The sequence below is a fragment of the Myxococcus sp. SDU36 genome (genome assembly GCF_030168875.1).
GTDB classification, from domain to species: Bacteria; Myxococcota; Myxococcia; order Myxococcales; family Myxococcaceae; genus Myxococcus; species Myxococcus vastator.
On the sequence record NZ_CP077414.1, the window covers coordinates 7,598,670 to 7,622,768 of the forward strand.

A 24,099-nucleotide genomic window follows, 5' to 3' on the forward strand; every position below is an offset into this window, starting at 1 on the left:
CTGTGACGAAGCATAGGGGATATGACGGGTGGGTACGAAATCCCGGAACCCAGCCAGCCCGCGGCGCACACACCCAACGGGTGTCTCGTTGGACCCGTGCCGCGGGCTTCATGACGCCCGCGGGTCAGGCGCTCCTGGGCTGCCTGGGGTGTAGCAGGGCCCGCCACAGGCGCCGGGTTTCCGTGACGCCGCGCGCTACGTCACGAGTTCGTGGGCGGGGTGGCCGCTGAGCCCGCACCGAGCGCCAGCGCCGTCCGCGACGCGCTGGCGCGCCAGGTGCAAACGCGGCCCCCGGGTCTTCTGCCGACCCGGCAGTCGTCCATCCCCCCAACGAGAGGTTTTTCATCCATGAGCATCAAGCTGACGGGCCGCCTGATGGCGGCGGCACTCCTGAGTCTGACGGCCGCGGGTTGCCAGGGCGAGGAGTCGCAGCCCGCCGAGGCTGACGCGCTTTCGAACCAGGAAGCGCCGGTGAAGCAGCAGTGTGTTGGGAGCTTCGCCGGAGTCACCCACTGCGCGACGGGCGGCGCGAAGCTCGCGCGCACGGAGACGGGCCTCAACGTCACTGGCCTGGCGAACGCCGCGAGCGACGGCGTCTCCAGCAACTTCGCCGCCGCGACGCAGTGGGAGCAGAAGGCCGTCTTCCAGGACCTGGCCAAGGCTGGCCAGGGCTTTGCCCTGGCGGCGCGTGACGGCGAGCAGGTGGTCAGCACCATCCAGGTCGGCATCGGCGATGCGCCGGGCCGGGTGACGTTCCAGCCGCAGTTCACCGGCACGCCGGGCGGCTCGACCTACAGCGTGTACGTGTACAACGGCGGCCAGCTCCAGGGCCGGCATATCAACCGCGGCCTCTGGTTCCCGATGGACGCGTCCTGGTACGACATCCACATCCGCTTCACGCCCATCCACACGGGCTTCCGCAACCACACGTCCTTCGGCGCGCATGACCCCATCGCCTCGGGCGCCTGCGTGTGGGCCTTCCGCAGCGCGACGCCGGGCGCCTTCACGTTCAACTTCGACGGCCGCAGTGTCAGCGGCGACCACGTCGAGTTCGTCGAGGAGCTGGGCGACGGCCACTACCCGTACACCAGCTTCTCGGCCATCGACCTGACGGCCGCCGCGAGCTCCCTGAGCATCCAGAGCGAGTCCATCAGCCGCGGCAAGTAGTCCGCCGTCTGAAGCCTCCACGCCGGGCGGGAGCCGCTCCCGTCCGGCGTGTCGTCACCGCCGCGCTACGCCGCCAGCACGTCCTCGAAGGCGAGGATGCGGCGGAAGTCCGCCGCCCGCCAGAAGGTGTTCCCCTGGGCATGGAAGCGGCGCAGCTCCTCCCGCTCCGGCCAGGAGCGGTAGGGGTGGCGCGCCCGGCTCACGTCGATGGGTCGCGCGTCTGGCATCTCACCGCGCTCCAGCGCCTCCAGGTGCCGCTTGAGCAGGGTGATGCCCGCCGCGGTCGCCTTCGCCGTCAGCGCCAGGTGGGAATCGGCGGCCGTGCGGGTGAACGCGCTCTGGGCCAGCACGTCGCCCGCGTCGATGCGCGCGGTGGTGCGGTGGAGCGTCGTTCCAATCTCAGACACGCCGTTCAGCATGGCCTGGAAGACGGAGTCCACGCCGCGGAACTCCGGCAGCAGCGACGGGTGGATGTTCAGACAGCCATGGCGCGGCAGGCTGAGCAGCGGCTCCCGGATGATCTGGTCGCACATGCTGGTGAGGAACAGCTCCACCCCGTGCCGCTGAAGCTCGCTCACCGTGGCCGCTCCGGAGAAGTCATCACTGATGACCAGCGGAATGCCATACGTCTGGGAGAGCGCCTGGAAGCTCATCAGCCCCGAGGCGGGGATGCTGAAGGGCAGCGAGCCGCTCAGCCCGGCGAGCACGTTGTAGCCGGTGAAGCGCGGGCCGAACTGCTTCAGGAAGACAGGGAGCACCTGGGCCGGGGTGTAGCGCTTCTTCTGGAAGCGCAGGCCCCCCGCGGACAGGAGGATGCACGCGGGCACAAGCCCTGCTCGCCGCACCAGGGTGTTGGCGAAGTACAGGGACATGACGGAGGGAATGCAGCCGTAGGCGAAGCGGAGCATGGTCAGGCGGCCTGGTCAGTGGGGGGCTGCGAGTCGTCGTCGAACGTGGAGACGCGGAACTTCCGTCGCTCCTGCGGCTGCTTCTCGCTCAGCAGCGCGGGCAGCAGGGGGTTGAGCAGGGGACGCAGCCACGCGGACTGGATGCGGGCGGCCATCGTCATGCCCTCCAGCTCCGCGCCCACCGTCTGCTTCACGAAGTAGCTGGTGAGGCCCAGGTCCACCACGCGGCACCCCGTGCGCGCCGCGTGCTCGATTTCCTTCCACATCATCAAGTAGTAGGCCGGCGTGCCTTCCGTCCGGGCGTAGTCCATGCCGATGCAGAAGGGGTTGTTGATGCCGCCCCCGGTGCCCGTGAGGATGAAGGCAATCAGGTGCCCCCCCGAATCCCTCAGCGTGAGGAAGCTGCTGGTGGTGGGCATCCGCTCCGCGATGGTCTCGAAGAAGGCCCGGGGGAACGGGTTGCGCTTGAACTCCGAGGCGCCCTCGTGGACCTGGAGGTAGAGCGGGTAGCACTCGTCCAGGAGGGGGCGGAAGTCCCGCACCCGCTCCACCTGGAAGCCCAGCGCCTCCGCGTCCTTCAGCTTCTTGCGCAGGTTCTGCCGCGACTTCTTCTTCAGCCGCTGGAAGTGGGCCTCGCTGCTCAGCCCGTCCAGCGTCACCGTGGCCATGGGGTGGTTGGCCACCTGCTTGAAGCCTCGCTGGAGGAACCACGACTCCAGGCGCACGTCCTCGGGCAGGGCCTCCATGAAGTCGCGCACCAGCAGCAGCGCGGCGTTGCCACACACCTCGTCGCAAGCGGCGAGCAGCGCCCGCGCGAAGTCATGCTCGGACACGCGCTGCGCGTCGTACCACCAGTGGCGCTCCGCTGTTTCGAAGGTGCCCACCATGCCCAGGCCCAGCGACAGGAAGCCGGGCAGCACCTTGCGCACGCCCTTGGCCAGCGTGCCCACCTGCTCTGGCAGCAGCAGGCTCAAGTCCAGCCGCTCCTCGGTGATGACCGCCAGTCCGACGACCTCCGCGCCCTGCGACACGATGAGGTAGCCGAACTTCCGCTCCGGGAACGAGTCCTCCAGGCAGGAGAGGAACGCGGCGCTCTTGAAGGGGTGTCCCCGCGCCACCTTGTCGTCCCACAGCGCCTGGGGCACGTCCTGGATGCGAGGGACGACCTTCGTGGTGATGCCCGCCTTCGCCGTCATTCGTCGCCCTCCTCGTCCAGCCGCTCGAAGTGGATGCCATGGCGGGCCAGGCCGTCGTCGTTCTCCTTCATGTCCCGGAACACGCGCTGCGAGCGGGGCAGGGGCGTGGGAGGGAAGAGCTCCGCGCCGAAGCGCTTCAGCAGCGCGTCCAGCACCGGGTTCGTGTGGTGCACGGCCAGGTACAGCCGGTCCACCACCGCGCCGATGCTGGCCTTCACCGCGTAGCTCGTCTGTCCCAGCTGCACCACCGCCTTGCCCTGGGACTCCAGCACCTCCACGATTTTGTAGATGCTGTTGAAGTACAGCGCGCCCTCGTCGCGGAGGCTGTAGTCCAGGCCCAGGTAGATGGGGTGGACCCACTCCGCGTCCTTGAGGAACAGCTCGAAGGACACCAACTGCTCGCCCTTGAAGCACAGGAGCGCGAAGACGCGGTCACCCAGGCGCTGGGGGAGCTGGGCGAAGAAGTCCACGCTGAGCGTCTCGAAGCGAATCTTCGAGCGGTTGAGGACCTGCAGGTACAGCGGGTGCATCTGCGCGGCGTACCGTGAGAAGTCGGAGACGGTCTCCCAGCGCATGCCCGCCTCCTGGACGCGGGCCATGCGGTTGTTCATCAGGGAGCGGTACTTCTTGCGCAGCCGGTCCTTGAAGGTGCTCTTCCCCGGCTCGCCCAGGTACAGGTAGGTGGTGGCCGCGCTCTCCACGAAGTTGAAGCGTGGGGACAGCACGTCCTTCACCTCGGGCAGCTTCTGGGAGGTGAACTCCTTCATGAAGACCAGGCCCAGCTTCAGGTGCCGGGCGCGGGCAATCACCTCGCGGGAGATGGCGCGCAGCACGTCGTCACGCCGCGCCTTCGGCAGGTCCGCGCGCACGCCCAGCAGGTCCTTGCAGATGGCGATGGGCGTGCCGATGACGAACGCGTTCAGGAAGAGGAAGTCCGGGAACGCGCGGCGGACCTGGGACACCACCTTGTTGACGTTCTCCGGGGCGATGACGGTCAGCGACATCCGGAAGCGGAAGCAGGGGACGATGGCCACCACCGCGCCCTCGCTCTGGAGGACCAGGTAGTGGAACTGCACGTCCTCGATGCTGGCGGCCTCGGTGGCCTGGTGCAGCTCGAAGGACTGCATCACGTCGGTGGGAGGAAAGCAGGTGTGCCAGTCCTCCCGGCCAAGGTCGTTGATGGAGCCGACCCAGCGCACGTCGAGGGGGCGCGGGAAGGTGTGGAAGGCGGGAGCGCCTCCGGTGACGGGTGCGGACGCGGTCATGTCTTTCGGGTGGGTTGGGGACGTCGGAGCAGGGGGCGAGGCGCTCAGGCGGCCAGGGCGCCGGAGCCTCGCGTGGAGGTGTCAGCGCCTTCGTGGAACGCGGCGCGGAAGCGCAGCAGCCACGCGGCGCTGAGGACGGGGTGGAGCAGGAGGGGGAGCACGCTGACCAGCGGCACGCCCTCCATCAGCGCCAGGGTGGGAGCCAGCAGGGCGATACCGGCCAGCCGCGCGAGCTCTTGCCGCCACGCGAAGGCGCGCGCGTCCATCAGCGCGCCCAGGCTCCAGGCGCCGAAGAGGACCAGCCCCAGCGTCACGGCGCGGGCCAGGGGGCCGAGCGTGTCCAGGTACCACGCCAGCAAGAGGATGCTGGCCGCCAGGCTGAAGAACTGCGTCACGCAGTAGGCGGTGACGGGCAGGGGCAGGCGCGGGTCGTACTTCTTGAAGGTGGCGGAGGGGCCGTCATCCGGGTGGCCGGTGAAGCGCTCCTGGCGCAGCGACGGCGGGTTCCAGTCCGGCCCCTTGATGAAGCACAGCACCTTGTCGCTCGGCCGCGCGCAGGCGGCGGACTTCTGGAACAGCTCCACGAAGTAGTGGAAGTGCGCGGTGAGGGGGTTCCACGAGCGCAGGCTGCTGCGCAGGCCGTAGACGGGCGGCTGGTCCTTCAGCTCCGGCTGGTAGGTGCGGAACAGCAAGTCCCAGACGACGAGGATGTTGCCGTAGTTCTTGTCGATGTACGGCGTGTTGCGGCTGTGGTGGACGCGGTGCTGGGAGGGCGTGACGAGCACGTACTCCAGCCAGCCCAGCGGCGGCACGTAGGTGTTGTGGATGGCGTACTGGAAGATGAGCTGGATGCCGGTGATGCCCAGGAACACCTCCGGCGCGATGCCCAGCACCGCCATGGGCACGAAGAAGGGCCACGTCGTCAACTCACCCAGCGCGCTCTGCCGCACCGCGAGGCCGAAGTTCATGTCCTCGCCGGAGTGGTGGGCGACGTGGACGCCCCACATCCACGCCATGGTGTGGTGCATCCGGTGCGCCCAGTAATAGAAGAAGTCGTAGGCGAAGAAGGCCACCACCCACGTCCACGCGGAGTCCTTCGCCAGGCTGAAGAGGGCGTGGTGCTTGTAGACGTAGCCGTAGAAGACGAAGGTGGCGCCCGCGATGACCACGCTGCCCAGGACGGTGAGCAGACTCATCGTCACGTTGGTGAGCATGTCGTTGAGCCGGTAGGCCGGCTTGCGCCGCAAGCGACCTACCACCAGCTCGATGAGGATGGGGGCGAGGAACACGGGCAGGCCGTAGAGGAGCTGTTCCTTGAGGTCCATGGCAAGTCTCCCAGTGGCGTGGGTGGCGAAGGGCGCCGGCTCAGGTGCCGGTCTGCTGGAGCGGCGGCGCGTCCAGGAGGTTGAGTTTGCGGCTGCAGCGCTCCAGCGCGTCCAGGAAGCGGTCCAGGTCCGCCTGGATGAGGTTGGCGCTGACGTTGATGCGCAGGCGCGTGCGGTTCTTGCTCACGGCGGGGTAGCCCACCGGGTTGACGTAGATGCCCTCCAGGTGGAGCAGCCGCGTCAGCTCGAACGTCTTCTCGTAGGCGGGCATCAGGATGGGGATGATGGGGGACTCACTGTTCATGCAGTCCAGGCCCATGGCGCGGATGCCGGCGCGCAGGTAGTTCTCGTTGTGGTGCAGCCGCTCCTGCAGCTCGGGCTGCTCCTGGAGGATGCGGATGCCCTCCAGCAGGCCCGCGGCGATGGGCGGCGGCAGCGAGGCGGAGAAGATGTAGCCGTTGGAGCCGAAGCGCAGCAGGTCGATGGTGGCCTTGGACCCGGCCGCGAAGCCGCCGATGCCCGGCAGGCCCTTGCTGAGGCTGCCGGTGAGCACGTCCACCTGCGACTGGAGCCCGAAGAAGGCCGGGGTGCCGCGGCCGTTGGGGCCCATGGCGGCGGTGGCGTGCGCGTCATCCACGAGGACGAAGGCGTTGTAGCGCTCCGCCAGCGCCGCGATGCCCGGCAGGTCCGCCACGTCGCCGTCCATGCTGAAGACGCCGTCGGTGATGATGAACTTGCGCTGCTCGCGCGGCAGCTTCTTCAGCGTGGCCTCGATGCTGCGCAGGCTCTTGTGCCGGTAGGTGCGGACGTCCGCGCCCGACAGCTTCAGCCCGTCGATGATGGACTGGTGGTTGAGCATGTCCGACAACACCACGTCGCCCTCGCTACACAGCGCGGACAGCACCGACAGGTTCGCCGCGTAGCCGCTGCTGTAGGTGACGCAGTCCTCGAAGCCCAGGAACTCCGCCAGCGCGCGCTCCAGCTCCAGGTGCAGCTCGCACGTCCCGTTGAGCAGCCGCACGCCGCTGACCGTCGTCCCGTAGCGGCGCAGCGCCGCCTCCGCCGCGGCCACCACGCGCGGGTGCCCATTCAATCCGGAGTAGTTGTAGGAGCCGAAGTGGAGGACGTCCCGAGGCCCCTCCGCGTCCAGGCGTGCGTCCCGGCGCGTCGGGCTGAAGCTGACGCGAGCCTCCCGGCCTGGCATCCCGTGAAACACCCGCCCGATGACGTCACAGTGATGGTTGTCCACGTAGTAATGGACCGCCTTCTGGACTTCCTGGAGCCGGGCGGAGCCCACGGCGAGGTCACGGTTCTTCTCGGGAAAGGCATTGCGGATTGGGTCCATGACGGTGGCTTCCTGGTGCGCGTCTGGCGGGCGCTTCCGTCCACCGGACAGACGCGTCCCACCCACCGCGCCGCTCAAGCCGCGGATACGAGCGTACGAATCCTGACCGGCGGCCTGGAAGGAGGGGGCCGCTGTTCGTGGAGAGGTCTCCAGCGCAGTTGTGACGATGTGTGGGTTCTGGGCAGCCACGCCGCTGAGCATCCCTGAGAATGCTCGATACGGTCCCCCATTCGTGGCGAATCACAGATATCGAGCAATGGATATTGTGTCAACGGATAACCGGATTTTTACGTAAATACCATATTCGCTACCTGAGCCGTCCTTCAACTTCCTTCGGTGTGCTCAACCCGGGGTGTGTGCCGGGGGCGGCTGGCGCGAAGGAAGCAGGAGCGGGCGCGGCGGGCGCGCCCGCTCCGGCGGACGGCTTACGGGTCTTCAGCGGGGATGGTGCAGATCCACGTCCCGTTGGAGCGGCAGAAGCAGCCGCCGGTGGGCACGCCCGGGATGCAGCAGTCGCGCGAGACGCCGGGGGTGGCGCAGCGGGTGCCGTTGATGTTCACGCACATCTGGCGCGGGTCCGTGCAGTCGGGCGGCACGGGGGGCGGGCAGTACTGGTAGTTGCCATTGCACTGGACGAAGTCCTGGTCCGAGGCGGAGCAGGTGGTGCCCGTACACGACAGCACGGTGCCGTCGGAGCAGGACGTCGAACAGGAGACGAGGGCGCTCGACTCCTCGCCCAGCGCCTCCCCCGGCTCCACGGCTTCAACGCCACCACAGGCCACCAGGGTCGACACGGCGAGCGCCGCCAGGATAGCAAAGGTCTGCTTCATGAGGTGTTTCTCCTTGAGTGAGGGCTACATTCGGCTTGGGCAAGGAGACAGGTTCTCAGCCCTGGCTCGGCTCGTGTCAATTCCTGCCCAGCTGAATCCACCGGCCCACAGGTGGAGCGCCCGCCGGACAGCAACAGCAACGAGAGAAGTTGAGAGGAATTGAAACATTTTGCGCTACAGCCGCGCCATGGCGTTGCCGTATCCCTGCGGCGGTAGCGGGGTGGGGCGGAGGGGCCCCAGTCGGTGTAGAGAAGACACATGCATCCCCCGCTGGAGAATGGTGCCCGCCGAGGGGCTCAGGTTCGCTGTCCGGCCTGCACGCGAATGCACGCACCGGGCCTTCTGTGCCCCCGGTGTGACTGTGGCCCGGTTCCTCCGGAGCGGTACGGCGCCGCGCGGATGCTCGTGCACGCGGGGGTGGACCGATATGCGCTGGCGGACCGGGTGGTGCTCCTGCCCACCTCGATGGCGGAGCACCTGGAGGCGCGCTACGCGAGGATGTGGGCCCGTGTGCGGCGGCTGCTCGTCGGCGTGCGGCGCTGTGAACAGGCGTTGTTGCTCCAGGGCTTCGAGGAGGAGGTCGAGGACCGGTGGGCCCAGCGGCTTCCCTGGCACGTCCCCGAGGAGGCGTCCGCCGGCGAGCCGGAGGAGGGGTTGCACACAGCCGTCCCGGCGCCGGAGCCACGGTGGCTCTCCGCGTTGGTGGAAGTCCACGAAGGGGCGCCTTCGCCTGCGGCGCTCGAAGCGGTGCTGCCGTGTCTGGAGGATGACGGCCGCTTCGGCTTCGAGGCGGCGCTGGCGCTCACCCGGTGGCGGGTGTGGCCACGCGCGCGCAGGTCCCAGGTGGACACCGCGCGCATCGCGCGGCTCGCGCGCGCCGCCTTCGCCCGGTTTCCAGCGCAGGGCGCGCGGGCCGCCGTGGCGTGGGTGCGGGCCACCGGGCAGGCGCCGGAGGTGGACCTGCTGCTCGCGCTGCGCGAGGGCCTGCGCCATCCGGACGTGGATGTGCGCTTCGAATGCGCGCTCTGCTTGGAGGACGAGGACGGCCTCTTCGACGCCGTGGAGTCCGAGGACCAGGCGCGGGCCGCGGAGGCGCGTCGGGCGTTGGCGGCGCGCGGCTCCGTGCGGTTGCTGGAGCGGATGGCGTCGCGGGGGGATGCGGACTTCGCGCTCGACGTGTTGCGGCGGCTGCCCGCGCAGGCGCCTCCGGGGGCGCTGAGCGCGTTGTTCGCCGTGTCGGACCGGGTGGAGGGCGGACTGGCGGAGGCGCTGCATGGCTGGGCCCGGGGACGGCCTTTCGCGGAGCTGCCGCCGGAGGAACGTGCGTTGTGGGCGGACTGGGCGCTCGCGCGGCTGGCGCGACTCTCCGCGGAGGATGCCCTTCGTTTCCTCGAGTGGGCCGCCGCCGCGCCGGATGCTGACAGCGTGGAGGAGACGCGCGCCTTCGTCTCCGCCGTGTCCGAGTCCCTGGCGCGTGAGCCACCGTCGCGTCGCGTCAGCCACTTCCAGGACGCGGCCTTCTCCCGCTTCCTCATGCTCGTCGACGAGGAGGACGCGCTCCGGCTGCACGCGTGGAGTCGAGAGGCGCCGTGCATGGAGCCGTTGCTGGAGGCGGTGCTGTCGCTGCCCTCGCGGTGGCGGAGGGGCGACGCGCTCGCTCCCGGCCAGGGGGCGCGTCTGTTGATGGCGCTCTGGACAGGGGAGGGCCGTGAGCGCCTGCTGGCGCCGCTGGCGAAGGCGGTGCGCGCGTGGAGGGGCGGCAGTCAGGAGGCCGTGTTCATCGACGCCGTGTGGCGGCGTTTCCAGCAGCACCCGGACGAGCGCGCGGACCTGCTCGCCACCTTCACGCCGTGGCGGGCGGCGCTCTGGGAGCTGCAGCAGGCGGCGGAGCCTGATGCGGTGGTGTGCTTCCAGACCTGGTGGCCGGTGGACGCCCCGGAGCGGCTGCCGGAGCGCGTGGAGGCGCTGGTCCGTCAGGCGCCTCCGGAGGACCTGGCGCGCCGCCTCGAACCGGTGTGGAAGGCGGCGGAGGTCCGGGTGGAGGCGTGGCCGCGTGCCACCTCGCTCGCGGTGTCGTACGCGGCGGCGGTGCTGTCGGGGGCCGTGAGGCAGGGCGTCGACGCGCTCGAACCGGACGCGGAGCGCTTCCTGTCCTGGTTCCCCGGCTTCCGGGAGCGCGTCGTCTCCGCCTCACCCACGTCGAGCGAGCGGAGCGACTCCCGCGACTTCCTGGAGGACATCGAGGTCGATGTCCGGCTGATTCGAGAGCACCTCGAGCGGAAGCGGGAGCGGGAGGACCAGGCGCGCGAGGCGGAGCTCTGGCGCATGGTGGAGGCGTCCCGCCAGCGGGACCTGACGCGCCAGCGGGAGTTGCTGGCGCGTCAGGTGGAGGTGTCACCCCCCGCGCATGCCGTGGAGGTCGCGCCGCTGGTGTTGCTGAATCCGCGCGGGCCGGTGCAGCCGCTCGACCTGGAGGTGTGCTTCCCGGAAGCCCGGCTGCGCACGCTGCTGGACTACACGCGGCTGTTGAAGGTCATGAGCGCGAACAACGACGCGATGGCGGTGTTCGAGGCGCACGGCCTGTCGGTGGCCACCTGGACGTCGGAGGCCACCGCCTGGGGTGCGCTGCTGGTGCGGCGCCCGGAGCTGGCGCTGCGCTTCGGGGCGTTGTTCCAGGGGCCCTGGGCCTGACGGCGCGGCGGCGCTCAGCGCCTCAGAGCGGGCCGTTGGGCGTGAGGAGCACCTTGCCGGCGCGCCCCCCTTCCATGGCGCGCGTCAGGGCCTCCTGGATGGACTCCAGGGGGAAGGTGCCCTCCACCGGAACGTGGAGCGCGCCCTCGGCCACCTGCTTCGCGAGCCGGGCGAACAGGGCGCCCTGCTCCTCGCGCGGCGTCTTCTTCATCCACGTCACCAGCCAGAAGCCGCGCAGGGTGACGTCCTTGAAGATGGTGGCGGCGGCCGACAACCGCGGGCCCTTGCCGCTCATCACGCCGTAGTTCACCACCACGCCGCCGCGCGCGAGCGTGTCACCCAGGCGCCGGGTGGACTCACCGCCGACGGCGTCGATGGCCAGCCGGACCTTGGCGCCGCCCGTCACCTCGCGCACGCGCTCCGGCAGCTCATCCGAGTCCAGCAGCACGGCGTCCGCGCCCAGCGCGGTGAGCTCCGGCGCCAGCTCTTCGCGCCGCACCACGTTCAGCGTCTTGAAGCCCGCCTGCTTCGCCAGGGTGATGATGGAGCGGCCCACCGCCGAGTTGGCGGCGTTCTGAATCACCCACTCGCCGGGCTGAAGCGCGACGAAGTCCCGCAGCAGCACGTCCGCGGTGGGGGGATTGATGAACAGCATGGCGGCCTGCCGCAAGTCGGTCCCCGGTGGCACCCGCAGGAGCGAGTCCGCGGGGGCGACCAGGTGGCTGCACCAGGTGCCCGCGCCCACCGGGAGGAAGACGACGTCACCCACCTTCACGGCGCTGGAGTCCTGGACCTCGACGACGCGGCCGACGCCTTCGTTGCCGGGCACCGCGGGCAGCTTCGGGAGCTGTCCGTACTGGCCGCTGAGCGTGAGGAGGTCGGAGGGATTGATGGGCGTGGCCAGCACTTCAATCCGGGCCTCGCCCGGCTTCAGCGCCACGTCCGGCTGCTCCACGACCTCCACGACCTCCAGGGGCTGCCCGAAGGCCGAGAACCGTACTGCTTTCATGGGACGCTCCATGTTCCGTGTGGGAGTGCGGGCCGCACCCTAGCGGCCTTCGGCGGGCGCGCCGAGTGTCCAGACGGACGACGTGCTCCACCGCCGCGTGGGTGGGACGGCGGCTGCCTGTCCACCGCTGGACGCGATGTCGTCGGACGCCGCGGCGCCGGTTCCGCTTCGCCACGCCTGCTATCATCCATATGTGCCCCGCTGCCTGGTGACTTGAAGAAGAGGCCGTGTCCATGCGTTCCCTTGCGTGCGTCGCACTCCTGACCTTCCTCGCGGCCTGTGCCACGTCGGCACCGCCTCGGGGCGCACACGGTGGCCGGGGGCAAAGAGTGGCCAACCTCCAGCGCGCGGCGGCGCTGCCGTGGAGGGACGGTGGGCGATGCGTCGTCCGTGAGGCGTCGCGCCCTTGGCCGGTGCTGGTGGAGCGGTGCTACCCGGCCCTGGAGCATGAGCGGCTCAAGTTCCGCGACACCACGGGGAGCTGCGCGGTCGCCTCAGCGGGCGCCGCCGCCGTGGGAGTCGGGCTGTGTGTGCTGGCGGCGCCTGAGATTGCGGTGGGGGCAGTCATTGTCCTTGGCGTGGTGGTGGTGGCAGTCGCCATCAAGGAGGCGTTGGATGCGTATGAGCTTCGACACGGCTCCCCCGAGGAGGCAGGGGCCTCGCGAGGAGCGAAGGTGGCCAGCCGGGAAGGTGAAGCGAAGCGGAAGCCTGAACTGGAGCCAGCGCCAGCGGGACAGGACTGGCACCCCCCGGTGCCACCTGGACCCGTGGACCGGCCGCGCCGCGCCAGTTGCGAGCCTGTTCCGGTGCCGCGCGCGTCCAAAGATGTCCCGCATAACGAGTGCGCCGACAGGTTCCCTCCCAACCGTTATCCTGGGATGGACGTGCTGGTTGGCGGCGTCCGCTTCGATGCGCTGCAAGTCGGCGCGCGTGTTCTGTGGGAGATCAAGACCCATCGTTTTGATGCATATAGCGACTTTATTCGGGACCGGGAGGTCGAGAAGGAACTCATTCGATTGCATCGAGAGGGTGGCGTGGCGAGTGACTGCGGGTATGGATTTGTCGTAGGTGTGAGCACTGAAGTGCATAGGCAGGCACTGCTTGATAGTGATCCCGAGCTCGAAATCGTCGTCACAGGGTGCCCACGATGAGCGCTCGAAAGCGCCTCATTCTTATCACGCAGGGGTCTCCGTTCGCGGACAATGACGGCCGCGCGCTCGCGGTTGTCCAAGGGATGGAGCGGGCGCTCCCCGGTTTGCATCTGGAGTGGACCGTGACCGAGGGACGGCGGCTCGCCGCGGTGCCACGGCGTGACGAATGGCTCGCAAATGCAACCCAGGATGAGAGACTTCCCTTCCTGTGCAACGCGGACGAGCGCTACCCGGTGATGATTTCGGGTCTCCAAAAATCGGCAATCCTTGGCCCGGGTGGTCAGCCTCTGTTTGAAGTGCATGCCAAGCTGCCACTGGACGCAGCAGGGCTCTCAGCAGCAGCGGAGGTGCTGGAGGCCGTGGCGGAGGGTGCGCAGGCACACTGGGGGCATGCGTCACCGGAGGGTTATGGTTCAGAAGTCTCAGCGCAGATGCGCCGCTCGGCTCATGGACCTGAGCGTTCACCCCGTGGACTTCCCATGCTCAAGCTGCCACGGCACATCCATTCACCAGATATTCCGCACTACCTCGGGTGGCTGAACTACTGGTCTGCCGCTGCCGCACGAGCCATCGGGTTCCCGGAGCCTGCTCGCGACGCCGAATTACTCTCACGGGCGCGTCGCACAGCGTCGGGCGGCTGGGTCGTGCAGCTCACGGACGCACCGCTCGACTACAACAACCCCGCGCACCTGGACACGCTCAAGCGGATCTACGAGCGCTTCCCGCAGATTGGCGGACGCTCAGCGCCTTGACCCGGATTCAGGAGCTCGGGGCGCGCCGCCGACCACGGGAAAGTGACCCCTGTGCGAGCGTTCGCGATGGTAGCGTGCCCATTCAGAAGGTCACGTAGGGAATTCGTAGCGGGCCTGTGACCTGGATGCGCTGCCCCGCCCTGAAGAGCCAGGGGTCGTCCACTTCCTGGCCTCGGTCTTCCTCGGGATCCCCCAGGTACCAGTTCCCGGCTTGAACGTTCTCAGCAAGGTCGAAGAATCGGGTCGGCATGGTGGGGTTCTATCGCTGCTTGCGTTTGGTCAGGAGCTTGTCGATGTCCGTCCCCTGCGTCACCGCTTCCTTGGCCAGTTGTTAAAGCGCCTTCGTCAGAATCGTGCGGCACTCCTCCTCCGAACGGCAGCGCGCCGTTGCGCTGTCCAGGCGGCCGAGCCGAGTGGTCGCGCAGCCCATGACGGCAAGCGCCTGCCAGATGACCGCATGCGCTCTCATCCTCGTCCTCCGGTTTCGAGCTCGGGCCCCTGCGACCAGAGCCAGGAATACCAGAAGCGCCTGACTGGACGAGGAGCGGCTCGTCCCTGGGGCTCAGTCAAGCGCAGGACTCACGTGGGCAGGCGATTGACGATGGCGCGGCCTACCGCCGACTTGGAGGCGTGCTGTATCCCCCACCGCAACGTCTGCCACGGGCGCGCGCCTGTCCACCTCTCGACGCGTCCCTGGGTGGGCGGGGACAGGCGGACAGACGAGGCTCGCCAGTCGCGTCCACGCTGCCCACCTTCCGCTGCGGGCAACGGGACGGCGAGGAGGTCGATGGTGAGCAACACGCAGGGGGAGCTGGCCCTGGCCCCGCCAGCCGGCGCTGGGGGCGCTGCGGCGCCGCAGCGGGTTCTGAAGCGGTGGATGGTGGTGGGGCTTCGGCCCGTCTTCGCGCTGGCGGGGGTGGGCACGCTGGCGTTGCTGGTCCACAAGGCCGGGCCTCGCGAACTGGCCGCCGTGTTGTCCGGCGCGGCGCCCTGGCTGCCGTGGGTGGTGCTGTTGGAGCTGGGTCGGCAGTGCATGGATGGACTGGCCACGCGGTGTGCCTATGGCCCGGGTGCCCGAAGCGTGCCCTGGCGTATCCTGGCCCGCGCGCAGCTCATCGGCACCGCGGTGTCCAGCATGGCCCCCGCGGGCCGCGCCGCGGCGGAGGCGACCAAGGCGGCCCTGCTGAGTCCCTACATGGGCGGGGGAGCCGCCACCGCGGCGGCGGCGACCTCCCAGGCGGCGTCCCTGGCGGCGGGAGGCTTCATCTCATTCCCCTGCGCGCTGGCGTCCTACCTGCTGACGGGCATGTCCCTCTTCACGCTGCTCATGCTGGCGCATGGCGTGTTGCTGGTGCTGCTGTCGGTGGGCGTGCGCGCGTGCATGCGCGCGAAGCGGCCCGGCGCGTGGCTGGTGTGCCGCTTCAGCCGCTGGGCGCTCCACGCGGAGCAGTTCCAGGCCTCGGCGCGGTGTGGCGCGTTGCTGCCGTGGTCGCCCATGCGAGCGTTCCTGTGCAGCCGGCTGTTCCAGGTGGCGCAGTACGGCGTGCTGACCCACGCGGTGGGCATCGACACGTCCCTGGTGCAGGCGTTCTTCGCCCAGGGACTCTACCTGTGCGCGCTGGCGGTGGGCTCGCTGGTGCCGGGGCAGGTGGGCGTCAGTGACGGCGCCTTCGCGCTGGCGGCGGGCGTGCTGGACACCACGGCCGCGCGCGCCATGTCGGTGGCGCTGCTGGGGCACCTGGTGCAGTTGCTGTTCGTGCTGGTGGGGGCGCTCATCCCGCTGGTGTGGCGGATTCGGGCGCCGCTGCCCGCAGCACCCGCACCGGCGTGCCGCTGAAGGCGGCGTTGCCGCAGAGCGCGTCCACGGCCTGCGCGTCCGTGAGGTCGTTGTGGCTGGCGCCCGCGTGAGCGGTGGCCACGGCGAGCCGCGTACCCTGGCGCCCGTGCCCGTAGCCGTGGGGCAGGCTCACCACGCCGGGCATCACCTCGTCCGTCACGTGGATGGGCACCGTCACCGTCCCCACGCGCGAGGTGACGGTGGCCTCCATGCCGTCGGCCAGCGCCCGCCGCGCCGCGTCCTCCGGATGCATCATCAACGTGCAGCGCGGCTTGCCCTTCAGCAGGCCCGGAACGTTGTGCATCCAGGAGTTGTTGTCGCGCAGGTGCCGCCGGCCGATGAGCAGCAGCTCGTCGCTGTCCGGCTCGAAAATGGTGTCCTGGGGGAAGGCTGCTCGCAGGCGCAGGACGTCCGCCACCAGCACCTCCGGCGCCAGGTGGATGCGGCGGTCCTTCGTCTGGAGGCGCCGGGGCAGGCAGGACTGGAGCGGCCCCAGGTCGATGCCGTGGGGTGACTGACGCAGCTTCGCCAGGCTGAGGCCCTGCTTCGCCGGGTGGAAGCGCGCCCCGTAGGGCCCCAGCCGCAGGCCCAGGTCCAGCACCCGCTCCGGACCCAGCCGGGACAAAGCCTGGTACTTGAGCGTGGCGCGCACGGAGGGGCGGCCCCGGCGCAGCGTCAGCAGCCGGTGCTGGAGGGCGAGCAGAATCTGCCAGTCCTGTCGGCTGCCCGGCCCGGGCTCGAAGAGGGCGGGCGAGTACTTCGCGGTGTTGCGCACCGCCAGCGCGTGGAACGCGACGTCGTAGTGGCTGCGCTCCAGCGGTGATACCGGCGGGAGGATGAGGTGCGCGTGGCGCGTCGTCTCGTTGAGGTACGGGTCAATGCTCACCATGAAGTCCAGGCCCGCGAGCGCCTGCTCCATCCGCGCGCCATCCGGCGTGGACAGCGCGGGGTTGCCCGCGACGGTGAGCAGCGCGCGGACGCGGCCCGGGCCCGGCGTGAGCATCTCCTCCGCCATCGCGGCCGAGGGCAACTCGCCCGCGAACTCGGGGAGCCCGCGCACGCGGCTCTTCCAGCGGCCGAAGCCGCCGCGGCCCACGGCCAGGGCCTGGGGGCCTCCGACGATGTCGAACGCGGGCAGGGTGAACATGGCGCCGCCGCGCCGGTCCAGGTTTCCGCTCACCACGTTGAGCACGGTGATGAGCCATTGGCAGAGCGCGCCGAAGGCCTGGGTGGACACGCCCATGCGGCCGTAACACACGGCGGCCCGGGCGGAGAGGAAGTCCCGAGCGATGCGGCGCAGGGTGTGCGCGGGCACGCCCGTGTGCGGCGCGACCTTCTCCGGAGGAAAGTCCCGGGCCAGCGCGCACAGCGTCTCCATGCCGTCGGTGAAGGACTCCAGCGGCCCCAGGCGTGGCGCGTGCTCCACCACCGCGACGTGCAGCAGGGCGAGCAGCGCGAGCGCATCGGTGCCCGGCCGGATGAAGACGTGCGTGTCGGCGATGGCCGCCGTCTCCGTGCGGCGCGGGTCCATCACCACGATGCGGCCGCCGCGCTGCTGGATGGCGCGGAGCCGGGCGCGCACGTCGGGCGCCGTCATCAGGCTGCCATTGGACGCCAGGGGATTGGCGCCCAGCACGAGCATGTAGCGGGTGTGGTCGATGTCTGGAATCGGCACCATCAACTGGTGGCCGAACATGAGGTAGGCGGTGAACTGGTGCGGCAGTTGGTCCACGGACGTCGCGGAGAAGCGGTTGCGTGAGCGCAGCGTGCGCAGCAGCTCCGGGCCGAACAGCATGTTGCCCAGGTTGTGGACGTTGGGGTTGCCCAGGTACGAGCCCACCGCGTCACGGCCGTGCGCCTGCTGGATGGCATGCAGGCGACGCGCGGCCTCATTCAATGCGTCGTCCCAGGAGACGGGCTCCCAGCCGCTGGCGGTGCGCCGCAGGGGGGCTCGCAGCCGGTCCGGGTCCTGGTGCAGGTCCTCCAGCGCCAGCGCCTTGGGACAGACGTGGCCCCGGCTGAAGGGGTCCTCCGCGTCGCCCCGGATGGAGGTGATGCGTCCAGCGTCCAGTTCGATGCGCAGGCCGCACATGGCCTCGCAGAGGTTGCAGGTGCGGAAGTGGACCTGGGGGGGCGGAGTCGCGCTCATTCGCGGAACTGTAGCGCGCGGCGGAGGGGCGTCCCTCCGGCGGCGCGGATCGCGCTTCCATCCGTCTGGGTTCAGACGAAGGGCTTCCTGGCGGACTGCACGATTTCAGCGGCACACGTGCGAGGGGCCCGTGAAAGGATGGCGCCCCAGGAGGTCAGCACATGCACCGCGTGTATCCGTTCGTCGTCTCCCTGGGGCTCTCGCTCGCGCCGCTCGCCGCCCATGCCCAGGCGCCGGGTGCGCCCGCGGCCGAGGTGAAGGCGCCGACCATCCAGTTCAAGCAGGTGAAGGCCCGCGTGGGGGACCAGGAGGAATTGGACAACGCCGTGGACATGCGGCTGGCGCTCGACCTGCGCGCCGCGGACATGGACAAGCCGATGTCGGTGGCGATGTCGGTGACCTCGTCCAGCCGCCACACGGTGACGGTGCTGGCCGCGAAGGGGAACATCGTCTCCAAGGTGAAGCTGGCGTTCGGCGACGTGGGCGAGGTGGCCGAGGAGCAGGGCGAGGTCCAGCGCAAGGCGAGCCCCATCAGCCGGAAGACGTACCTGGCGGAGTGGAAGAAGGCGCGCGTGGTCATCACGGATGCGAAGGGCACGCCGGTGTCCAAGGAGGAGGCGGACGAGGTGACGAAGCACCTGCCGGAGCTCGGCAGGCCCGACCGGTTGGAGGCCGCCTTCCCGAAGCAGCCGCTGGCGGTGGGCGCCACGCTGGACGGCTTCTCCGATGCGCTCGCGAAGCAAATCGTGGACGAGCAGGGCGATGACACCCGCGTCACCCAGACGCGCGCGCGCCTGGTCGAAGTGCGTCAGGAGTCGCGCGGCGCCGTGGGCATCTTCGACGTGGCGATGACGGTGTCGCGCCAGGAACGCAACGCGCCCTTCCTGATGACCATTCCCCTGCAAGGGCAGATGTCCGTCCTGGCGGAGGGCATCCAGTTGCTGGAGCTCACCTTGTCCGGGCCGGTGAAGGTGGCGCTGACCGACGACGCCGTCGAGCAGGGCTTCGAGGCGCGCGGCGAGGGCGCGATGCGGCTGCGACTCACGGGCCGGAGGACTGACGCCGCGCGTTAGGTGGATGGCCTGGCAGGCCGTCCGCTGTGCGCGAAGGCGCGAGGGCGTGACAAACGGCTGACAGAGTTTTGGGAGGCTGCGCGGTTAGAGGGTTCTGAATGTATCTCCACGCGCTCGGCCACTTCCATCCTCCCAATCTTCTGACCAACGCCTTCTTCGAGGAGCTGGGGCTGGAGACCAGCGACGCGTGGATTGTGGACCGCGTGGGCATCCGCACGCGGCACACGGTGCTGCCGCTGGATTACCTGCGGGAGACGCGCAACCGCGACGTGCGCGCGGCGCAGGAGGCGGCGCTCTTCAGCAACGCGGAGACGGGACGCCGCGCGGCGCTGATGGCGCTGGAGCGCGCGGGGCTGAAGCCGTCCGACATCGGGTTGGTGGTGGCGGGCGGATGCAGCCCAGACGAGTGCATCCCCGCGGAGTCCAACCGGGTGGCGCAGTTGCTGAACATCCACGCGCCGGCGGTGGACCTGCAGAGCGCTTGCTCGTCCTTCTGCATGCAGCTGCACTTCCTGTCGGGCATGCGGCCGGAGCGCCTGCCGGACTACGTGCTGGTGGTCAACATGGACAACTCCACGCGCGTGGTGGACTACACGGACCGCTCCAGCGCGGTGCTGTGGGGAGACGGCGCGTCCGCGGCCATCCTGTCGCCGCGCGTGCCGGGGCGCTGGCGCCTCACGGAGACGCTGCTGGCCGGAGACCCCTCGGGCGCGGACAAGGTGCGCGTGCCGCGCCTGGGGCACTTCACCCAGAACGGCGGCGAGGTGCAGAAGTTCGCCATCCGCCGCGCGGGGGAGACGTTCCAGGCCCTGCGCGCGCGCTTCATGGACCGCCACCCGGACCGGGGCGCGGAGGCCGTCACCTTCATCGGCCACCAGGCCAACCTGCGCATGCTGGAGGCAGTGCAGCGGCGGTGTGAGGTGCCGGACGCGCGGCACTTCTTCAACGTGCACACCCGGGGGAACACCGGCGCCGCGGGCGCGCCCGGCGTCTTGAGCGAGCACTGGGACGACCCCGCCGTGGGAGACGCGGTGGTGCTGAGCGTCGTAGGCAGCGGCCTGACGTGGGCCGGGGCCCTGCTGGAGCGCACCCCGGCGCCGTGAGTCGCCTGGCGGTGGAGTGCCCGACGTTGAGCCACCAGGACCTGTCGCCGTCCACTGCCTGACACCGCTGCCCTCCCGGGCGTTGGCGGTGCCGGGCAGCGTGTGCAGCGTATGTCCTGTCGGATTCAGTGGGGTCGGGGGTCGGGCGCATGCGTACTCAGGCGTGGGGTGGGAAGCTGCGGTGTCTCGTGGTGGGCATGCTGCTCGTCGCGGGGGCCGCGCAGGCGGGGCAGAAGCAGGTCGGCGGCGTGCTCATGCCGGTGTCGCTGAACCTCAAGGGGCGCACCGTCGAACTCGCCCACATGGAGCTGCACAAGCAGCTCTTCTTCAAGGTCTACGTCTGGAGCCTCTACATGGAGGACCGGCCACGCTCCACGCACGAGGCCATCCACTCCAACTCCATGAAGCGGCTCCACTTCCGCTTCCTGCGCAGCATCTCCAAGGATCAGCTCGTGGGCAGCTTCCGGGACGGGTTGGAGCACAGCCCCGCCCTGCGCCACGGCGGGCCGCTGGCGAACCACCTGCGCATCATGCTCGCGTCGCTGAAGGACGTGGAGAAGGGCGAGGACCTCGTCATCACCTACACGCCGGGCGTCGGACTCGAAGTCGGTGGAGACGCCTCCGGGGGCGTCTTCATCCCCGGCAAGCACTTCGCGGACGCCCTCTTCTCCGTCTGGCTCGACTCTCATCCTATTTTTCCGCGCTGACTGACACGCCTGGCTGTTTGTCAGCCGTTCAGTCGTTTCAGCTCAAAATATGTGCGAGGTTCTTCCTGACCCGGAGCACCACCAGCGATAGGCTGGCGCTTCATTCACAGGTGTCAGGAGGACACGTACATATGCGGAAACCGTTGGCTCTGGCTGCTCTCGTCGCGCTCTCCACCACCACGGGCTGTGTTTCGCAGGGGAAGTTCGACGCCAAGGCGCTCGAGGCGGAGAACTTCGCCAAGGGCCTCAACGACGAGAAGGGCGCTCGCGAGGCCGCCGAAGCCAAGGTGAAGGCCCTGGAAGAGAAGGTTGCCGAGCTGGAGCAGGAGCGGGAGGCGCTGAACACCCGCCTGGGCACCGCTGAGTCCCGCCTCACCGCGGGCACCGCGGAGCGCCGCGCGCTGGAGGAGAAGAACGCGCAGCTGGCCGCCCTCAACGACGAGCTGGCGCGCAACACGAAGAAGCTGGCCCAGGCGAAGGAGGAGCTGGAGAAGCGCAGCTCCGAGTACGAGAACCTGGCCCAGAGCCTCAAGCAGGAGATTTCCGACGGCAAGATTCAGCTGTCCGAGCTCAAGGGCAAGATGACTGTCCAGCTCAAGGACAAGATTCTCTTCGCCTCCGGCTCCGCCCGGGTCGGAAAGGAAGGCGAGGAGGCGCTGAAGAAGATCGCCGACGCGCTCAAGACGGTGCAGGGGAAGATCATCCGCGTGGAGGGCCACACGGACGACGTCCCCACCGGCGGCGGGCAGTTCCCGTCCAACTGGGAGCTGAGCCTGGCGCGCGCCATGGCGGTGGTCCGTTCACTCCAGAACGCTGGCGTGGACCCGACGTTCCTCTCCGCCGCGGGCTACGGGCAGTACCAGCCCATCGCGGCCAACGACTCGGCGGAGAATCGCAGTCTGAACCGCCGCATCGAAATCGTGCTCGCGCCGAAGTAGGCGCCGCACTAGGAGGGGCGCGGGAGTCCCGCGCCCCTCATGAAAATCCTCCTCGCCGTCCTCTGTCTCCTCGCCGCCACTGGCGCCTCCGCCCAGCAGGACGCGGGCGTCACCGATGCCGACGCCGGCGCGCCGCAGGGTGTGTTGACGAAGCCTCCCGCGCTGATGCGCCAGGTGGAGGCCGCCTATCCACCCCAAGCCGCTGCCCAGCAGTTGGAGGGCACGGTGGTGATGTGGGTCGACATCTCGGAGACGGGCGCCGTCTCCCACGTCGAGGTGTCCCAGCCCGCCGGCCACGGCTTCGACGAGGCCGCGGTGGCGGCGGTCCGCCAGTTCCAGTTCGAGCCCGCAGAGGTGGACGGCGTCCCCGCGCCGGTGCGCATCGAATACGCCTACCAGTTCGTCTTCCGTCCACCGCCGCCTGCGGATGAGGACGCCGCAGCCGTGGAGCCCGAGGCTCCGGTGAACTTCAGCGGCCGGGCGCTGGAGCGCGGCACGCGGGACGCGCTCCTGGGCGCGGAGGTGGTGCTGCCCGCGCTGGAGCGCTCCACCGTCACCGACGAGGAAGGCCGCTTCTCCTTCCGCGGCATCCCCCTGGGCACGCACGAGGTGCTGGTGGTGCAGAGCGGCTACGAGCGCTTCCGCACCGAGGAGACCTTCACGGAAGGCCAGGAGACGCGCGCCACGTACTACGTGCGAAAGCGCATCTTCGGCGCGTTCGAGACGGTGGTGCGCAGCGAGCGCGAGCGCAAGGAGGTGACGCAGACCACGCTCCAACTGGCCGAGGTGCAGCGCGTCCCCGGCACTCAGGGTGACACGCTGAAGGTGGTGCAGAACCTGCCCGGCGTGGCGCGCCCCGCCTTCAACGGGGGCCAGCTCGTCATCCGCGGCACGGGCCCGCAGGAGTCCGGCGTCTTCCTCGACGGGCAGCGCATCCCCCTGCTCTTCCACTTCGGCGGCCTCACCTCCGTCTACAACTCGGAGCTGCTGGAGGCGGTGGACTACCTGCCCGGCAACTTCTCCGCGTACTACGGCGACATCACCGGCGGCGTCATCAACGTGCGCAGCCGCGAGCCGCGCACGGACCGGCTCCACGCCACCGTGGGCGTCAGCCTCATCGAATCCAACGCGGTGGTGGAGGGCCCCATCACCGACACGCTGAGCTTCGCGGTGGCGGGGCGGCGCTCGTACATCGACCTGGTGCTGGGCCTGGTGCCGCAGGGCGACAACGGCCCCAGCCTCCAGGTGGCGCCGCGCTACTACGACGCGCAGCTCAAGCTGGTGTGGAAGCCGAGGTCGCGCCACACCTTCACGCTGCAGGGCCTCACCTCGCGCGACAGGCTGGGGCTCGTCTTCGACCGGCCGGCGGATGACGACCCCACCGTCACCGGCGGCTTGAATGTCACCACCGGCTTCAACCAGTTGCGCCTGCGGCACCAGTACCGCGCGGACGCGCTCACCCTGGACACGCACGGCCTGGTGGGCAACACGCTGGTCCAGTTCGGCATCGGCGACCGGGGCCTGCGCATCGCCTCCACGGACCTGAACCTGCGCTCCACGGTGGAGTACGCCTTCGGTGAGGCGCTCACGCTGGCGGGCGGCATCGACGTGGTGAGCAACTTCGCCCGCGTCACCGCGCGCATCCAGGGCCTCTCCCGCGAGGGGGAGCCGCCCACGCCCACCGTCACCGACGACGTGCTCACGGCGGACGGCGACTTCCTCCAGTACTTCCCCTCCACCTGGGTGGAGGCGCGCTGGCGCCCCGCGCCGCGCCTGCTGCTGGTGCCGGGCCTGCGCGCGGAGAGCTACGTCTTCACCGACCAGACCCAGGCCCGCCGCACCTTCAACCCGCGGCTGGCGGTCCGCTACGGGCTGACGGACACGCTGACGCTCAAGGGCGGCGCGGGCGTCTACCACGGGCCCCCCGTGCAGGACGAGCCGAGCGTGGCCTTCGGCAACCCGGACCTGCGCGCGAAGCGGTCGCTCCAGTACAGCGTGGGCGCGGAGTGGCAGGCGCGGCCGGAGTGGTTCGTGGGCGGCGAGGTCTTCTACAACGACTTGGACGGGCTCATCGTCCGCTCCAACGCCACGGTGGTGCGCGGCGGCCAGCAGGTGCCCGAGCGCCTGAGCAACGGCGGCGTGGGCCGCATCTACGGCCTGGAGGTCTTGGTGCGCCGCGCGCTGACGGACCGGCTCTTCGGCTGGGTCTCCTACACGCTCAGCCGCAGCGAGCGCCGGGACGCGCCGGGCGTAAGCTGGCGCCTCTTCGACAATGACCAGACGCACGTGCTGACAGCGATTGCGTCCTACAAGCTGCCGGCGGGCTGGGAGCTGGGCGCGCGCATGCGCTTCGCTTCGGGCAACCCCACGACGCCGGTGGTGGGCTCGGTGCGCGACGACGGGTCGGACGTGTTCATCCCGCTCTACGCGGCGGTGAACTCGCGCCGGCTGCCGTCCTTCAACCAGTTGGACATCCGCGTGGACAAGAACTTCGTCTTCGAGAAGTGGGCGCTCAACGTCTACCTGGACCTCACGAACGCCTACAACAACCCGGCGGTGGAAGGCATCGCCTACAACTACAACTACACCCAGAGCGCCTTCTTCGAAGGACTGCCCATCCTTCCCATCATCGGCGCCCGAGGGAGCTTCTGAG

18 protein-coding genes and 1 pseudogene are annotated in these 24,099 nt (G+C 69.7%); 10 read left to right on the plus strand and 9 right to left on the minus strand.

Going from position 1 to position 24,099, the window contains the following annotated elements; genetic code table 11:
- The first annotated feature begins 348 nt into the window (after positions 1 to 348).
- Positions 349 to 1,167: a hypothetical protein gene (locus tag KGD87_RS31060; RefSeq protein WP_284664564.1), complete on the plus strand. Its 819-nt coding sequence runs from the start codon at positions 349 to 351 to the stop codon at positions 1,165 to 1,167.
- A gap of 65 nt (positions 1,168 to 1,232) precedes the next feature.
- Here the strand turns inward: KGD87_RS31060 and KGD87_RS31065 are convergent, their stop codons facing one another.
- The 6 genes from KGD87_RS31065 to KGD87_RS31090 all read right to left on the minus strand — a co-directional run bounded on the left by KGD87_RS31065 (position 1,233) and on the right by KGD87_RS31090 (position 8,036).
- Positions 1,233 to 2,075, minus strand: a complete 843-nt coding sequence (locus KGD87_RS31065) for a formyl transferase (protein WP_284664565.1) — start codon at positions 2,073 to 2,075, stop codon at positions 1,233 to 1,235.
- A 2-nt stretch (positions 2,076 to 2,077) separates the two neighbouring features.
- On the minus strand, positions 2,078 to 3,271 hold the full coding sequence (locus tag KGD87_RS31070; RefSeq protein WP_284664566.1) for a GNAT family N-acetyltransferase: 1,194 nt from the start codon (positions 3,269 to 3,271) through the stop codon (positions 2,078 to 2,080).
- Positions 3,268 to 4,536, minus strand: coding sequence for a GNAT family N-acetyltransferase (locus KGD87_RS31075; RefSeq protein ID WP_284664567.1), 1,269 nt, complete (start codon positions 4,534 to 4,536; stop codon positions 3,268 to 3,270). Before KGD87_RS31075 ends, KGD87_RS31070 begins: the two co-directional genes overlap by 4 nt.
- A gap of 44 nt (positions 4,537 to 4,580) precedes the next feature.
- Positions 4,581 to 5,861 (minus strand): sterol desaturase family protein, encoded by a 1,281-nt coding sequence (locus KGD87_RS31080; RefSeq protein WP_284664568.1) that lies wholly within the window; start codon positions 5,859 to 5,861, stop codon positions 4,581 to 4,583.
- A 40-nt stretch (positions 5,862 to 5,901) separates the two neighbouring features.
- Positions 5,902 to 7,206 carry an aminotransferase class I/II-fold pyridoxal phosphate-dependent enzyme gene (locus KGD87_RS31085; RefSeq protein WP_284664569.1) on the minus strand — a complete coding sequence of 435 codons (1,305 nt, stop codon included), beginning with the start codon at positions 7,204 to 7,206 and terminating at the stop codon, positions 5,902 to 5,904.
- Positions 7,207 to 7,631: 425 nt separating this feature from the next.
- Positions 7,632 to 8,036, minus strand: a complete 405-nt coding sequence (locus tag KGD87_RS31090; RefSeq protein ID WP_284664570.1) for a hypothetical protein — start codon at positions 8,034 to 8,036, stop codon at positions 7,632 to 7,634.
- Positions 8,037 to 8,435: 399 nt separating this feature from the next.
- Between KGD87_RS31090 and KGD87_RS31095 the strand changes: the two genes are divergently transcribed.
- Complete coding sequence (locus KGD87_RS31095; RefSeq protein ID WP_284664571.1) at positions 8,436 to 10,727, plus strand: hypothetical protein; 2,292 nt, start codon at positions 8,436 to 8,438, stop codon at positions 10,725 to 10,727.
- A 22-nt stretch (positions 10,728 to 10,749) separates the two neighbouring features.
- On the opposite strand, the gene KGD87_RS31100 is transcribed toward KGD87_RS31095, so the two are convergent.
- Entirely contained in the window at positions 10,750 to 11,736 is a 987-nt protein-coding gene (locus KGD87_RS31100; protein ID WP_284664572.1) for a zinc-dependent alcohol dehydrogenase family protein, read from the minus strand.
- A gap of 233 nt (positions 11,737 to 11,969) precedes the next feature.
- Between KGD87_RS31100 and KGD87_RS31105 the strand changes: the two genes are divergently transcribed.
- Complete coding sequence (locus KGD87_RS31105) at positions 11,970 to 12,887, plus strand: DUF6310 domain-containing protein (RefSeq protein WP_284664573.1); 918 nt, start codon at positions 11,970 to 11,972, stop codon at positions 12,885 to 12,887.
- Positions 12,884 to 13,639: a DUF5953 family protein gene (locus KGD87_RS31110; RefSeq protein WP_284664574.1), complete on the plus strand. Its 756-nt coding sequence runs from the start codon at positions 12,884 to 12,886 to the stop codon at positions 13,637 to 13,639. Before KGD87_RS31105 ends, KGD87_RS31110 begins: the two co-directional genes overlap by 4 nt.
- A gap of 259 nt (positions 13,640 to 13,898) precedes the next feature.
- On the opposite strand, the pseudogene KGD87_RS37110 reads toward KGD87_RS31110, so the two are convergent.
- A pseudogene (locus KGD87_RS37110) lies at positions 13,899 to 14,042 on the minus strand (AHH domain-containing protein); the annotation flags it as partial.
- Between the two features lie 384 nt (positions 14,043 to 14,426).
- Here KGD87_RS37110 and KGD87_RS31115 point away from each other — a divergent pair.
- Positions 14,427 to 15,476 (plus strand): lysylphosphatidylglycerol synthase domain-containing protein, encoded by a 1,050-nt coding sequence (locus tag KGD87_RS31115; RefSeq protein ID WP_284664575.1) that lies wholly within the window; start codon positions 14,427 to 14,429, stop codon positions 15,474 to 15,476.
- Here KGD87_RS31115 and KGD87_RS31120 read toward each other — a convergent pair.
- Positions 15,412 to 17,625 (minus strand): molybdopterin oxidoreductase family protein, encoded by a 2,214-nt coding sequence (locus KGD87_RS31120; RefSeq protein WP_284664576.1) that lies wholly within the window; start codon positions 17,623 to 17,625, stop codon positions 15,412 to 15,414. The two genes, KGD87_RS31115 and KGD87_RS31120, sit on opposite strands and share 65 nt — an antisense overlap.
- A gap of 161 nt (positions 17,626 to 17,786) precedes the next feature.
- Between KGD87_RS31120 and KGD87_RS31125 the strand changes: the two genes are divergently transcribed.
- From KGD87_RS31125 to KGD87_RS31145, 5 genes are all read left to right on the plus strand, one after another.
- Positions 17,787 to 18,698, plus strand: a complete 912-nt coding sequence (locus tag KGD87_RS31125; protein WP_284664577.1) for a hypothetical protein — start codon at positions 17,787 to 17,789, stop codon at positions 18,696 to 18,698.
- 98 nt (positions 18,699 to 18,796) lie between these two features.
- Positions 18,797 to 19,801 carry a 3-oxoacyl-ACP synthase III family protein gene (locus tag KGD87_RS31130; protein WP_284664578.1) on the plus strand — a complete coding sequence of 335 codons (1,005 nt, stop codon included), beginning with the start codon at positions 18,797 to 18,799 and terminating at the stop codon, positions 19,799 to 19,801.
- Between the two features lie 149 nt (positions 19,802 to 19,950).
- The gene (locus KGD87_RS31135; RefSeq protein ID WP_284664579.1) at positions 19,951 to 20,508 is read left to right on the plus strand and encodes a chalcone isomerase family protein; all 558 of its coding nucleotides are present in this window, start codon (positions 19,951 to 19,953) and stop codon (positions 20,506 to 20,508) included.
- A 131-nt stretch (positions 20,509 to 20,639) separates the two neighbouring features.
- Complete coding sequence (locus tag KGD87_RS31140) at positions 20,640 to 21,446, plus strand: OmpA/MotB family protein (protein ID WP_284664580.1); 807 nt, start codon at positions 20,640 to 20,642, stop codon at positions 21,444 to 21,446.
- Between the two features lie 39 nt (positions 21,447 to 21,485).
- Positions 21,486 to 24,098 carry a TonB-dependent receptor domain-containing protein gene (locus tag KGD87_RS31145; protein WP_284664581.1) on the plus strand — a complete coding sequence of 871 codons (2,613 nt, stop codon included), beginning with the start codon at positions 21,486 to 21,488 and terminating at the stop codon, positions 24,096 to 24,098.
- Position 24,099: the final 1 nt, after the last annotated feature.

What these genes read in the sequence shown, in the direction of transcription:
- KGD87_RS31060 (WP_284664564.1), top strand. Translation starts at nt 349, where the DNA reads ATGAGCATCAAGCTGACGGGCCGCCTGATGGCGGCGGCACTCCTGAGT.
- KGD87_RS31065 (WP_284664565.1), bottom strand. Translation starts at nt 2,075, where the DNA reads ATGCTCCGCTTCGCCTACGGCTGCATTCCCTCCGTCATGTCCCTGTAC.
- KGD87_RS31070 (WP_284664566.1), bottom strand. Translation starts at nt 3,271, where the DNA reads ATGACGGCGAAGGCGGGCATCACCACGAAGGTCGTCCCTCGCATCCAG.
- KGD87_RS31075 (WP_284664567.1), bottom strand. Translation starts at nt 4,536, where the DNA reads ATGACCGCGTCCGCACCCGTCACCGGAGGCGCTCCCGCCTTCCACACC.
- KGD87_RS31080 (WP_284664568.1), bottom strand. Translation starts at nt 5,861, where the DNA reads ATGGACCTCAAGGAACAGCTCCTCTACGGCCTGCCCGTGTTCCTCGCC.
- KGD87_RS31085 (WP_284664569.1), bottom strand. Translation starts at nt 7,206, where the DNA reads ATGGACCCAATCCGCAATGCCTTTCCCGAGAAGAACCGTGACCTCGCC.
- KGD87_RS31090 (WP_284664570.1), bottom strand. Translation starts at nt 8,036, where the DNA reads ATGAAGCAGACCTTTGCTATCCTGGCGGCGCTCGCCGTGTCGACCCTG.
- KGD87_RS31095 (WP_284664571.1), top strand. Translation starts at nt 8,436, where the DNA reads ATGCTCGTGCACGCGGGGGTGGACCGATATGCGCTGGCGGACCGGGTG.
- KGD87_RS31100 (WP_284664572.1), bottom strand. Translation starts at nt 11,736, where the DNA reads ATGAAAGCAGTACGGTTCTCGGCCTTCGGGCAGCCCCTGGAGGTCGTG.
- KGD87_RS31105 (WP_284664573.1), top strand. Translation starts at nt 11,970, where the DNA reads ATGCGTTCCCTTGCGTGCGTCGCACTCCTGACCTTCCTCGCGGCCTGT.
- KGD87_RS31110 (WP_284664574.1), top strand. Translation starts at nt 12,884, where the DNA reads ATGAGCGCTCGAAAGCGCCTCATTCTTATCACGCAGGGGTCTCCGTTC.
- KGD87_RS31115 (WP_284664575.1), top strand. Translation starts at nt 14,427, where the DNA reads ATGGTGAGCAACACGCAGGGGGAGCTGGCCCTGGCCCCGCCAGCCGGC.
- KGD87_RS31120 (WP_284664576.1), bottom strand. Translation starts at nt 17,625, where the DNA reads ATGAGCGCGACTCCGCCCCCCCAGGTCCACTTCCGCACCTGCAACCTC.
- KGD87_RS31125 (WP_284664577.1), top strand. Translation starts at nt 17,787, where the DNA reads ATGCACCGCGTGTATCCGTTCGTCGTCTCCCTGGGGCTCTCGCTCGCG.
- KGD87_RS31130 (WP_284664578.1), top strand. Translation starts at nt 18,797, where the DNA reads ATGTATCTCCACGCGCTCGGCCACTTCCATCCTCCCAATCTTCTGACC.
- KGD87_RS31135 (WP_284664579.1), top strand. Translation starts at nt 19,951, where the DNA reads ATGCGTACTCAGGCGTGGGGTGGGAAGCTGCGGTGTCTCGTGGTGGGC.
- KGD87_RS31140 (WP_284664580.1), top strand. Translation starts at nt 20,640, where the DNA reads ATGCGGAAACCGTTGGCTCTGGCTGCTCTCGTCGCGCTCTCCACCACC.
- KGD87_RS31145 (WP_284664581.1), top strand. Translation starts at nt 21,486, where the DNA reads ATGAAAATCCTCCTCGCCGTCCTCTGTCTCCTCGCCGCCACTGGCGCC.